Genomic DNA, 11,732 nt, shown 5'->3' with positions numbered 1-11,732 from the left:
CTAAGTGCTTCTTCTCTCACTGTCATGTCGTTCCTTGAACAGTTGTAGACGCCGGGCCCGCTCATGGGTGTCGACGATTTGAGCGATGATGTTGACCGGCCGTTCCTGGCCGACTGCCGCGGCGCAACCACCACTGCCATCGATTCAAGCGCCATCACTGCTGGATTAGGGTCTGCCGTTAATGGTCGGGCAGCGCGTCCGCGTTCAACCGACGTTCGGTCACACCTTTATCCATACCGGCACGGCGCGGCCGCGAGGCGATGGTCCGAAATCGCAGACGTCCCTGTTGAGGTTCAAGCGGGAACCGGAACACGATGTGCCTTCTTCTATTTGAAGGCAAGCAACTGGACTCGAAGGGATCTGCCGAGCCATGGCTCGTATCTGCGCGCGGTGGGAGGGCGGCGGCGCGGGGATCCTTTTGCGCGGAAATGTTCCAGCACGAGGGCGTCTGAGCATCGCAGTAACACGGCACCCGCGGAGCGAGACGTAAGCCTGTGGGCTCGGTAGCGGCGTATAGCCGTGAACTATGAAAATGTGTCACCAAATTTGTCGCCAACAATATGTGCATCTGGTGACACTCTTGGTGACAGAGAAATCCAGCTGCATCAAGGCTTTCCGGCAGATTTTCCGTGCCGTCACCAGTGTCACCAGAGATTTTGCGTTCGGCGGCTCTTTGAATACTCTCAAATCGCCAGTCGGACGATAATCGAGTGACACAACAGGGCGACCAGAGGCCGGATCTCTTTCCGGTTACTTTCAGTCACGGCCGGCTTGAGAGCCTTGCTGTATAAGGGTGTTAGGCGAGATTTGGGCGGGGCGGAGGGATTCGAAGCCTGCAAATCCTTACCCGACGAAAGGTCTTGATTTTCCGGGTACTTAGTCGGGTACTTTTTGAAGAATATCGATGGAATGCTTGTAAATATAGATGTGATAGCGGACACCCTTTCCGCCAAATTTAAAAACCCCGCAGAATGAAAATTCTGCGGGGTTTTTGCTTTGCTGCTCACGAATCGACTAACAAAATAGTTTCGTGCATCTAGGGGGCCAACGTCGGTTTTGGTCCCCTGCTTGTCATTGTGTCGTGCGCTCCCCACTGGCTGGATCGCACCACTTTTCCGTCCAGCGCTCATTAGCAGCACGTGTGATCAAGTTGCAAATTCGCGAGGCTCGCCCCGGACGGGAGCACGTACGCCGTGATCAACGACGACAAGGGCTCGTGGATCCACCTGTTCTGGCCCAGGATTGATGCAAATGCGTCAGCCGCGAAAGGCGTCGAGGTGGACCTCAATTCGGGACGCGGTGTCATGGACTTCACGATACTCAGACGGAACGCCGCATAAAGCGGCACAGAGGAGGGCAACGCGTGCTGAACCAACGCGCCTGTTAGAGAATTGCCGTGGACCGCGATGGTCCGCTCAATCGGCGCCACGCGGTAGCGGTCGAAACGGAGGCACGCCGATGCGCACTCTGCCCGCATCGTCATCGAGAGAATTGCAGCTCAGCTCCGCTCCGCTAAAGCATGGGCGGTTCTGACGCGCCGCCATCAAGTCACGCCGCCGAATAAAGCCGCTCGCATTCGCGCGTCACGACGCCGTAGCATTCGCAAACCTGATGTTCCAGCGCGGCGCGGTCGATCACTTCAATGTGCCCGCGGTTATAGCGGATCGCGCCAACCGCTTCCAACTGCTTCGCGACCTCGGTCACATTCCCCCGACGCACACCCAGCATGTTCGCGATCAATTCCTGCGTCATTTGCAATTCGCTGCTGTCGAGGCGGTCCAGACTCAGCAGGAGCCACCGGCAAAACTGCTGTGCAATCGAATGATGGCGATTGCAAACGGCAGTCTGAGCCATCTGCGTAATCAGCGCTTGCGCGTAACGCAGGAACAGTCGCCGGATATAGCCGCCGCGCGCGAACTCCTCTTTGGCGAACTGCGCGCTGAGACAGTACGCGTCCCCCGCGTTCTGGACGACCGCCCGATTCGAAACGGTGTCTGAGCCCATGAAAACCGCCACGCCGAGCAGCCCGTCGTTGCCGACTACCGCAATTTCGGCCGACTCGCCGTTCTCCATGACGTGCAGCATGGAGATGATCGCCGTGGTGGGCAGATAGACCTGAGTCAGGCGCTCGCCAGGTTCATACACCACTTTCCCAAGCGGCAGGGAAACGGGAGTGAGGTGCTGCATGATTCGCTCCCGCTCCTCGTCGGGCAGGTGCGCGAGCAACTGGTTGGCCTCGCGTGGCGGCGGGACGTCGCTCGAAGGAGCGGCCGCGCGATCCCTTGCCTGCATGCCGCGCGACACACGCTCAGTCAGGACGAGATGCTGCTTCGCCAGTTCGTCGCGGTTCTGTTCGGGCAACAGGCTGAGCACCGCCGAGCGCAACTGGTCATGTCCTAGCGCATCGAGAATTTTGAGCTTCGTGAGCGTGCCCAGATCGCTCTTGCCCGTGCGCCATGCCGAAATCTGCGCGCGCGTCAGCCCGAGGCTTTCGGCCAGTTGAGCATCGCTGCCGAACTCGCCCAGCCGTTTCACGTCGTCATACAGCGCGTGCCAATCGAATGTCATTGGATGCGGGCAGAAAGGATTGTCAAATACATTTGACGCAGGTAAGGTGGTATGAAATACTGCCTTACGATAGAAACGACTAAATAATCACGTAAAAGTGACAATAAGGGTTATAGCACAGGGTCACGCGCGCCATGTATGCAGCGTGTCGGCGGACCTGTCCAGCTTGCCTTCAGGGTTAACCGGAGCTTTCGCTTGAGCGAGTTCACATCGTATGTGCGGCTGCCGCATGCGCCGGCAGCCGACGTTTCCCTCACCATTGCCTCCGAAGCAATCGACAGCGCTCAGTTCGCCGCGCGTCAGGTCGAGTTCATACGCCACGTGTTCGGGTATATCGCTTATCTGCGCGAGCAGGCAAGAGAAACGCCGGTGTCCGACGCTTTCTTGCCGGCATTTGTCACGCTGCTCGAAGTGCTCCAGCTCAACGCGCCAGTCGAAGCAGATCAATGCGCGGCGCAGCTTATCCGGATCTTGAAGGTCACGTTTCCCGATCTCGATTTCGAAGCGGCACAGATTCTGGAACCGTCCATTGCGAACGGCAAACGGCCTGACGCATAACCCATCCTGGCGTTCGCGTTCCGTCATTCGGCCATAGCGGCGCGCGCATTAGCCAATCCCGTTTTCTCCCCTAACGGTGATGTGAGTCGCACATGGTCTCTCAAGATCAGGACGATAAACCTGGCGAAGTGAAAGCAGAGCGGCGCGGTACGCTTGCGTTTGCCAATACGACTTTCGACGATGTGCTGATCTGGGTAGGCACGGCCGCCGCGATCCTTCTCATGCTGGCATTCGTGGTTGGTGGTTGGTGTCTGGACAGAGTGATATGACGTGACGTCACCAGGGCGAAAAGCATTTCTTGTCGAGTTCTAGATGCCGCATATTCCTTTATCAGACGAAGATTGGGCCAAGATCGAACACCTGTTTCCCCATGTCGCGAAAACAGGTGTCGGGCGCCCACGGCGCGATCCGCGCGGTATCCTCAACGCGATCTTCTGGGTCACGCAGACAGGCGCCAAATGGCATCACCTGCCTGCGCACTATCCGCCTGCCCAGAGCTGTTACATCAAATGGCTCGAATGGAGACGAGCCGGCTTGATGTCGAAAGTCATGGAAACCTTGAACGAGACCGTCTCCTGACACTGCTACAGGCGCCCACGGGCGCCGGCCGCGCCGATGCCCGGCAACTTCGGTAGCGGCCATGCCCGGCAACTTCGTTTGTCCGCAATTTGCCCCGCCTTTGCATCCAATTCCGCCCTCGCTGCGTAAATCCCCTCAAGGACGCGCAAGCCCCGTCACACCCCACTAACCGACCGCGCGCCCCCAAACAGGAGACGCGCCCATGCCCCATTCCGCACCGACCTCACCACTACCGCGCGGCTCGCGGGTCGCGGTCATCGGCGCCGGTATTTCGGGTTTGGCCAGCGCCTATCTTCTCGCGCGCAACCATCGTGTCTCGCTGTTCGAATCGGCCGGCTACCTGGGCGGCCACACCAACACAGTGGACGTCTCGCTCGAAGGCCACACGCATCCCGTCGACACCGGCTTCCTGGTGTTCAACGACCGCACCTATCCGAACCTGATCGCGCTGTTCGATGAACTGGGTGTGCGCTCGCACCCGAGCGAGATGACCTTCTCCGTCTCGCTCGACGAAGGGCGCCTCGAATGGGCCGGCACCAGTTTGAACACGGTGTTCGCGCAGCGCCGCAATCTGTTTTCGCCGACCTTTATCGGCATGCTGCGCGACATCATGCGCTTTAACGGCAGCGCGCAACGCAACCTCGAACTGGCGACGCAAACGCGCGCGTCTATGGGCGAACTGCTGACGCAAGGCGGTTACGGCGGCGCGTTCCAGCGTCAATATCTGCTGCCGATGGCCGCCGCGATCTGGTCGAGCGCCACCGCCGATATCCTTGCGTTCCCGGCCACGACGTTCTTGCGCTTCTGTCTGAACCACGCGTTGCTGCAGGTGAACCGCCGGCCGCAGTGGAAGACCGTGGTCGGCGGCGGCCGGGAATATGTGCGGCGCATCGCCGGCACGCTCGACGATGTCCGTCTCGGCACGGCAGTGCGTGGCGTGCGGCGCGATGCCGACGGCGTGGACGTCTTCACCGACAGCGGCACCGAGCGTTTCGACGCACTGGTGCTCGCCACGCATGCGCCGACCACGCTGCGCCTGCTGGAAGACGCCGATCACGACGAGCGCGGCGTGCTCGCCGCCGTGCGCTATCAGCCGAACGTCGCGGTGCTGCACACGGACACGAATCTGCTGCCGCGTCGTGAGCGCGTGTGGTCGGCGTGGAATTACCTGGGCAGCCGCGGCGTCGACGGCACGCATCCGGTGTGCGTGAGCTATCTGGTCAATCAGTTACAGCCGCTGCCGTTCAGGACGCCGCTCGTCGTCACGCTCAACCCGGTGGCGCAGCCGGCGCCGGGCACCGAACTGCGCCGCTTCATCTACGATCATCCGCTGTTCGATCTGGCTGCCATCGACGCGCAGCACCGTCTGCCTTCACTGCAAGGCAAACGCCGCACCTGGTTCGCGGGCGCGTGGACGGGCTATGGTTTTCACGAGGACGGTCTGAAATCGGCGCTGCGCGTGGCCGCGGATTTCGATGCATCGCCGGCATGGGCCAAGCTATGAAACCGCCCAGCGATAACGACAGCGACGCCGCTCCAGCAGCCTGGCTTTTGACCGGCAAGGTGATGCACGAGCGTCTGCGGCCGAAGCATCATCGCTTCATCTACCCGGTGTTTTACGTGCGCTGCGATCTGGATCGGCTGAGCTCGCTCGAGAGCGGCTGGTTCGGCATCGACCGTTGGCGGCCGCTCAGTCTCTATCAGCGTGATCACGGTCCGCGCGACGGCAGCGACCTCGCCACATGGATGCGCGCGCAACTATCGGCTGCCGGCATCGCGGAAGCGAACGGCCGGATCTGGCTGCAAGCTTTCCCGCGCGTGTTCGGCTATGCGTTCAATCCGGTCAGCTTCTGGTTTTGTCACGATCGCGACGGCCGGCTGCGCGCGCTGCTCGCCGAAGTGCGCAATACATTCGGCGAGCGCCACAGCTATCTGTTGAGCGCGGAAGGCAACGCGCCGATCACCGCCGACACGCGGCTCGTGTGCAGGAAAGTGCTGCACGTGTCGCCGTTTTGCCGCGTGGAAGGGGGCTACACCTTCCGCGTCAAGGAAGCACGCAACAGCGCGTCGGTCTCGATCGACTATCGCGACGCGGACGGTTTGCTGATCCGCACCGCACTGGGCGGCCGCCTGACGCCACTGACACGCGCGAGCGCGCTCGCCGCGCTGCTGCGCCAGCCACTGCTGACGGTTGGCGTGGTCGCGAAAATTCACTGGCAGGCCTTGCGCCTCGCACTCAAAAAAGCGCCGCTCTACGGCAAGCACCCCGCGCCGGGCCGTACCGCCGACGCGCCCACCGATCATGCCGCAGCCGGCCAACCCACCGCCGCTGCGCGCCCCGTTTCATCCGATTGAGGAGATTTCGTCATGGCGCTTTCAAGAACCCTGAGCGGGCACCAAACCGCCCCCGCGTCAGGCCGTCTTTTTCTCTCCTTGCTCGAAAGGATCCAGGTGGGGCATCTGGTCCTGATCACCCCCGACGGGCAACAACGAGTGTTCGGCGATCCGCATGCGGCGCCCGGCGCGCGCCTGGAGATGCATGACTGGCGCGCGTGCGGCGCGATTCTGCGCAAAGGCGATATCGGTTTCGCCGACGCATGGCGCGCTTTCTGGGTCGATACGCCCGACCTGGCCGCGCTGCTGCGCGTCGCGATACGTAACGAGCGAGCGCTGCAACGCACGGTGTATGGCGGCTGGCTCGCGCAACTCTGGTACGGGCTGCGCCACAAGCTGAGGCCAAATACGCGCTCGGGCAGCCGGCGCAATATTCACGCGCACTACGATATCGGCAACGCGTTTTACGCGCAGTGGCTCGACCCGACCTTCACCTATTCGAGCGCGGTGTTCGACGACAATTTCCATCAATCGCTCGAAGACGCGCAGCATGCGAAATACCAGCGGATCATCGATACGCTCGGTTTGCGCGAAGGCATGCGCATTCTGGAAATCGGCTGCGGGTGGGGCGGTTTTGCGATGCACGCGGCACGCCTGGGCATTCATGTGCATGGCGTGACGATCTCGCCGGCGCAGCTCGAATTCGGCCAGAAGCGCGTGAGCGAAGCCGGCTTGAGCGAGCATGTGCAACTCGAACTGCGCGACTACCGCACCTTGACCGGGCAGTACGACGGCATCGTTTCGATCGAAATGTTCGAGGCGGTCGGCGAAAAATTCTGGCCGGCGTACTTCCGCATTCTGCGCGAACGTCTGCGGCCGGGTGCTCGCGCGCTGGTGCAAACCATCACGATCGACGACTCGCACTTTGCCGCGTATCGCGCGACGAGCGACTTCATCCGCGAATTCATTTTCCCGGGCGGCATGCTGCCGAGTCCGCAGCGTTTTGCTCAGGCGGCGCGGCGTGGCAAGCTCGCCACTTGCACGTCGCTCGCATTCGGGCGCGATTACGCGGAAACGCTGCGCCGCTGGCGCGCCGCGTTCGAAGCGCAACTCGACACGATCCGCACGCAAGGTTTCGACGAGATTTTCGTGCGGACGTGGCGGCTGTATCTGGCGTATTGCGAAGCCGGCTTCGACGAAGGCCGCACGGACGTCATGCAGTTCGTCCTCTCGAAGGCGGACTGACGTGCGCTCGCTCGCGGCACTCGTGCTGGTGTTGTGGGCAAGCGCGGCCTGCGCCGACTGGCGCGCCGACGTGGAGGCCGCGAAACTCGTCGGCGAGGGCGATTTCAGCGTGCTCGGCTTTCGGCTCTATCGCGCGCAAATGTGGAGCGAACGCGTGCCGGTCGATTACGACGCGCGCTTTGCGCTGCATATCGTCTACGCGCGCGGCATCACACGCGAGCGCCTCGCGGATACCGGGATCAGCGAGATCAAGCGCCTGGCGGGCGCACCGATTCCGGCCGATACATTGGATCGCTGGCGCGCGAATATGCTGAGGGCCTTCGTGGACGTCGGTCCCGGCGACCAGTTGAGCGCGGTGTTTCTGCCGGACAAGGGCGTGCGTTTTTATGCCGGCGAGCGCATGACCGACGAAGTCGACGATCTCGCGTTCGCGCGCGCTTTCTTCGGTATCTGGCTCGATCCGTCGACGCGTGCGCCCACTCTGCGCAAGCAATTGCTCGGCACGGCGCAGTAGCTTCGCGCTCCACTAAGTCGCGGCTCACCGCACGCGCTGCGCTTATTCGTCGTGGCCCAAGTTGCTTTGCTTCTGGCAATCGGCGCCGCCAACGGGTGTCGATGCGGCCGTCAGATCGTCACACGGCGCCGTGGATGCTTTCGCGCGTTGCCGGCGTATCTGATAAACGTTGCTCTGCACGCTGGAAGAGGCGGGCAACGATTGCACACCGCCGGCAGCGTCACGCGAACGCCGCGCCTGATTCATTGTCTGCGCGTCGATAAACGCACTGGTATCGTCGAGCACCGGCGCAAAGCTGCGCAAAGGTCCCGCCATCGCGCCCACCAGCAGCGCATGCCCGACCCGCGGGTAGTGTTTCACTTCCACTTCCGTGTCACCCGAAGCACGCAGTTTCGCCGCGAGCCGGTCGGTGTTGCCCGGATCGACGGTCGTATCGCGCTGGCCTGCGGCGAGGAACATGGGTGGTTCATCGCCTTCCACGAAATTGATCGGCTGGCTCGCGGCGCGCAACGCGGGCGGGAAGATTTCTTCGAGCGTGGCGTCCTTCAGCGGCAGAAAATCATAGGGCCCGGCAAGGCCGATCACACCGCTGATGTCGCGCTTGCTCATTTGCTGCGCGGCGAGATAGCGGCCGTCGGTAGCGAGCAGCATGGCGATATGCGCGCCCGCCGAGTGGCCCATCAGAAAGATCCGCGACGGGTCGCCGCCGAATTCGGCCGCGTGATCGCGGGCCCAGCGCACGGCGGTGGCGGCATCGTCGACAAAGCCGGGGAACGCCGTGTCGGGCCACGTCCGATAATCCGGCACCACGGCGACGAAGCCGCGCGAGGCCAGCGCCCCGCCGACGAACAGATAGCTGCTGCGCGAGCCGTTCTGCCAACTGCCGCCGTAGAAGAACACCACCACCGGCCGGCCGTGCGAACCAGCCGGCGCCACGCCAGCGGCTGGCATATACACGTCTAGCCTCTGGCGCGGCGCATTGCCGTAGACAAGGCTGTTCTTGGCCTGAAAACTCTTGTGCGATACGGCGGCGTTGAGCACGCCTGCCGCGCTGCAGCCGCCGAGAGCGGCGAGCGCCAGCGCGGCGGTCAAGGTCAGCAGGCGTCGTGGCATGAGAGTAGGGTCCGTCCGAAAAGATTCGTTCGAACAATGTACGCAACAACCCCGCAACCGGATGCAGTCCTGCCAGGGTCCTACAGACTCATCCGGCGTGAAACGGCGGCCACGGCGAAATGCCGGCCATCTGCAGCAGCAGAATGAGATTGAGCGCCAGCACCACGATCGTGCCGAGCACGGCCGCCACGGTCGTCGCCCGGCGATTCCGGTAGCGGCCCATCAGATCGCCGCGCGAGGTGAACCACACCAGCGCGATCATCGGCACCGGCAGGGCGATGCTGAGCACCACCTGGCTGAGCACCAGCGCGCGCGTTGCGTCGACGCCGCAGGCCACCACCACGAAGGCCGGCACCATCGTAATCAGCCGGCGCGCCCATACGGGGATATGAAAGCCGACGAAGCCCTGCATGATCATTTGCCCGGCCATCGTGCCGACCACCGAACTCGACACGCCCGAGGCGATCAACGCCGCCAAAAAGAGCCCCGCAGCGGCGCCGCCCAGCAGCGGCGTGAGCGTGCGCCACGCGGTTTCGATGCTGGCGATCTCCGGGTGCCCGGCATGAAACGCGCTCGACGCCATGATCACCATCGCCATGTTGATCAACCCGGCCACGCCGAGCGCGGCCACCACCTCGATATTCGAGAATCGCAGCAGCTTGGCACGTTCGCCTTCGTTGCGCGGTTTCACGCGATTCTGCGTGAGCCCCGAATGCAGAAACAGCACATGCGGCATGACAGTCGCGCCGATAATGCCGACCGATATCGTCAGCGCGTTGCTATCGGGCATGCTCGGCGTGAACGTATGCGCGACCACTGACGGCCAATGCACCGGCGCGATCAGCAACTCGGCGAGATACGACAGTCCGATCACACCGATCAGCGCCGCGATCGCCAGTTCGAGCGGCCGGAAGCCGCGCTTTTCGAATTGCAGCAAGCCATAGGTGACGGCGGCGGTGATCAGCATGCTCGGCATCATGGGTAGATGCGTAAGCAACGAAACGCCGATCGCGCCGCCGACGAACTCAGCAAGATCGGTGGCCATTGCCGCGATTTCGCTGATGCCCCACATTGCGAGCACATAGCGGCGTGGCAGCGCCGAGCGGCATAACTCGGCGAGATTGCGCCCGGTCACGAGACCGAGTTTGGCGGAGAGCGACTGGAACAGCATTGCGACGACGTTCGCCACCGCCACCACCCATAACAGCGTGTAGCCGTAACCCGCGCCCGCCTGAATGTTGGTGGCGAAGTTACCCGGGTCCATGTACGCGATCGACGCCACCACCGCAGGCCCGACGAACGGCAGCGCCGCACGCAGACCGCGGCGTCTTCCCGCCAGCGTTTCGCGAATGTCGAAACAGGCCTGCTCGGCGAGGGTCTGCGCCACGGCACCCTGACTGATCGCTTCGTTCATGACTGCTCCTGTACGTCGTCAAGCGTTCAAGGCAATGCAAATGAAGGCCGGCCAACGGGTGAGCGCGATCGTTATCGCGGCAACCCGTTGCCGATGCAACCGGCCCGTCAGGCTACGCGTTTCAGGCGCTCATGTTGAGCGAACCGTTCACGCCATTCGGGAAGAAGCCGCCTTTGGTCGCCGCCGAACTCGTGAGATAGACGATGTTGAGGACGTTGCTGTAATTGCGGCTGAATGCGAGCCCGTTGGTGTCGAGCGGCACGATGTTGGACGTGCCGGCGGTTGTTCCCGTGATGCCCTGATCGTCGTGGCCGTTGTGGTCGAGGCTGTCGCGTGCGGCAGAAATTGCGTTGGCGGCGGTGACGAGACTTGTCATGTCGATCCCTTTCGAATACAGCACGGTACGCACGAGGCCGGCGTGATAGGCCTCGGCCGCGAGAATGCCGGCCGCCGCCTCGAGGAACGTCTTGTTGGTGATGAGCGGCGAGGCGCCTTTATAAGCCGTCACGCCGACGTCTTCGAAAATGAACGCGCCGAGCAGGAAGTTGTTGTCGCTGGCATACGGATTGAACGCCGTGCCCGCGGGTACGAGTCCCGCAGCGCGCGCCGCGTTTGAGAATGCGCCGTTCGGATCGGTGCCGCCGATGTCGATCGAGGGCATGGCAACCGCCGCCGACCCCAACGCGTTGCGCAGGAAGGTGACGTGCTCGCGCTCGTCGTTGGCAATCTCGTTGGCGTACGCTTTGACAACCGGATCCTGGAACGGCACCTGCTGCCCCGCGATCACCGTGCCCATCGTGCCGACACCGGTGGTCATGCTGGCGGCGAGTCCGGCGCCCGTCGTCGCGTACGTATAGAACTGCGATTCGAGGTACTCCAGGTTCAGTGCGAAGTTCAGGATCTCCGCATCGGTCGGCGCGCTCTGGGCCGACACGCTCGATCCCGAACCGCCGCCGCACGCGCTGATCAGCGTGCCGCCGACGAGCCCCAGACTCAAGCCTCCGGCGTTGCGAAAGAACTGTCTACGTTGCAGGCGGCGCTCGACGCGTCGATCGAACGAATCAATAAGGGATGCTGATTTATTGCTGGACTCCGACATGGCGATGCTCCTCAAATGGTTCGCTGTCAGTGCCGCGGTCTTGTGCCGAATACGCGTGGACAAAGGCCATCCACGCGATGCAACGACGCAAATCGCGGACGCAAAGAGGCCCCCGTTCTTCTGAGAAGAACTAAACGATGCAGGGAGAAGAGCGAGTCCTCAAACGCCTTTACGGAACGAATCTGCCGCTAGATGCAAACCTCGCAAAAGATTTCTGTGTGCGTTCGCAGCATGATGTGCGCTGAGGGTGGCAAGCGGTAGCGGCAGCGTGTCTTGCCGCGTGACAGTTGTGCTTCAGCGCGGCCAGT

Annotated in this window: 11 protein-coding genes; 7 read left to right on the top strand and 4 right to left on the bottom strand. The window is 62.5% G+C overall.

Features of this window, described 5'->3' with window-relative positions; all coding sequences use genetic code 11:
• Positions 1–1,548: 1,548 nt before the first annotated feature.
• Positions 1,549–2,568 carry a helix-turn-helix domain-containing protein gene (locus tag P0D71_RS10455; protein ID WP_408479888.1) on the bottom strand — a complete coding sequence of 340 codons (1,020 nt, stop codon included), beginning with the start codon at positions 2,566–2,568 and terminating at the stop codon, positions 1,549–1,551.
• A 195-nt stretch (positions 2,569–2,763) separates the two neighbouring features.
• On the opposite strand from P0D71_RS10455, the gene P0D71_RS10450 reads away from it, so the two are divergent.
• From P0D71_RS10450 to P0D71_RS10420, 7 genes are all read left to right on the top strand, one after another.
• Complete coding sequence (locus P0D71_RS10450) at positions 2,764–3,126, top strand: hypothetical protein (RefSeq protein ID WP_177205006.1); 363 nt, start codon at positions 2,764–2,766, stop codon at positions 3,124–3,126.
• A 92-nt stretch (positions 3,127–3,218) separates the two neighbouring features.
• Positions 3,219–3,395 (top strand): hypothetical protein, encoded by a 177-nt coding sequence (locus P0D71_RS10445; RefSeq protein WP_408297482.1) that lies wholly within the window; start codon positions 3,219–3,221, stop codon positions 3,393–3,395.
• 43 nt (positions 3,396–3,438) lie between these two features.
• Entirely contained in the window at positions 3,439–3,705 is a 267-nt protein-coding gene (locus tag P0D71_RS10440; protein ID WP_408187206.1) for a transposase, read from the top strand.
• 202 nt (positions 3,706–3,907) lie between these two features.
• Positions 3,908–5,209, top strand: a complete 1,302-nt coding sequence (locus tag P0D71_RS10435; RefSeq protein ID WP_408479886.1) for an NAD(P)/FAD-dependent oxidoreductase — start codon at positions 3,908–3,910, stop codon at positions 5,207–5,209.
• Complete coding sequence (locus P0D71_RS10430) at positions 5,206–6,060, top strand: DUF1365 domain-containing protein (RefSeq protein ID WP_408479884.1); 855 nt, start codon at positions 5,206–5,208, stop codon at positions 6,058–6,060. The genes P0D71_RS10435 and P0D71_RS10430 overlap by 4 nt, the downstream gene beginning before the upstream one ends.
• A 12-nt stretch (positions 6,061–6,072) precedes the next feature.
• On the top strand, positions 6,073–7,284 hold the full coding sequence (locus P0D71_RS10425) for a class I SAM-dependent methyltransferase (RefSeq protein WP_408187209.1): 1,212 nt from the start codon (positions 6,073–6,075) through the stop codon (positions 7,282–7,284).
• Position 7,285: 1 nt separating this feature from the next.
• Positions 7,286–7,798: a chalcone isomerase family protein gene (locus P0D71_RS10420; RefSeq protein WP_408479882.1), complete on the top strand. Its 513-nt coding sequence runs from the start codon at positions 7,286–7,288 to the stop codon at positions 7,796–7,798.
• 42 nt (positions 7,799–7,840) lie between these two features.
• On the opposite strand, the gene P0D71_RS10415 is transcribed toward P0D71_RS10420, so the two are convergent.
• The 3 genes from P0D71_RS10415 to P0D71_RS10405 form a co-directional block, all read right to left on the bottom strand.
• Complete coding sequence (locus P0D71_RS10415) at positions 7,841–8,911, bottom strand: alpha/beta hydrolase (RefSeq protein ID WP_408479881.1); 1,071 nt, start codon at positions 8,909–8,911, stop codon at positions 7,841–7,843.
• Between the two features lie 88 nt (positions 8,912–8,999).
• Positions 9,000–10,325, bottom strand: a complete 1,326-nt coding sequence (locus P0D71_RS10410; protein WP_408479880.1) for an Nramp family divalent metal transporter — start codon at positions 10,323–10,325, stop codon at positions 9,000–9,002.
• 121 nt (positions 10,326–10,446) lie between these two features.
• The gene (locus tag P0D71_RS10405) at positions 10,447–11,424 is read right to left on the bottom strand and encodes a ferritin-like domain-containing protein (protein ID WP_408479879.1); all 978 of its coding nucleotides are present in this window, start codon (positions 11,422–11,424) and stop codon (positions 10,447–10,449) included.
• Positions 11,425–11,732 lie beyond the last annotated feature (308 nt).

The organism is Paraburkholderia sp. RL17-383-BIF-A, from assembly GCF_046028015.1.
Classification (GTDB): Bacteria; Pseudomonadota; Gammaproteobacteria; order Burkholderiales; family Burkholderiaceae; genus Paraburkholderia.
Note: the sequence above shows the minus strand (reverse complement) of the source record. Positions and strands in the feature narration are given on the sequence as shown.

Bases quoted from the DNA above. Each gene is read 5' to 3' on its own strand.
- P0D71_RS10455 (WP_408479888.1), bottom strand. From the start codon at position 2,568: ATGACATTCGATTGGCACGCGCTGTATGACGACGTGAAACGGCTGGGC.
- P0D71_RS10425 (WP_408187209.1), top strand. From the start codon at position 6,073: ATGGCGCTTTCAAGAACCCTGAGCGGGCACCAAACCGCCCCCGCGTCA.
- P0D71_RS10415 (WP_408479881.1), bottom strand. From the start codon at position 8,911: ATGCCACGACGCCTGCTGACCTTGACCGCCGCGCTGGCGCTCGCCGCT.
- P0D71_RS10440 (WP_408187206.1), top strand. From the start codon at position 3,439: ATGCCGCATATTCCTTTATCAGACGAAGATTGGGCCAAGATCGAACAC.
- P0D71_RS10430 (WP_408479884.1), top strand. From the start codon at position 5,206: ATGAAACCGCCCAGCGATAACGACAGCGACGCCGCTCCAGCAGCCTGG.
- P0D71_RS10435 (WP_408479886.1), top strand. From the start codon at position 3,908: ATGCCCCATTCCGCACCGACCTCACCACTACCGCGCGGCTCGCGGGTC.
- P0D71_RS10405 (WP_408479879.1), bottom strand. From the start codon at position 11,424: ATGTCGGAGTCCAGCAATAAATCAGCATCCCTTATTGATTCGTTCGAT.
- P0D71_RS10410 (WP_408479880.1), bottom strand. From the start codon at position 10,325: ATGAACGAAGCGATCAGTCAGGGTGCCGTGGCGCAGACCCTCGCCGAG.
- P0D71_RS10445 (WP_408297482.1), top strand. From the start codon at position 3,219: ATGGTCTCTCAAGATCAGGACGATAAACCTGGCGAAGTGAAAGCAGAG.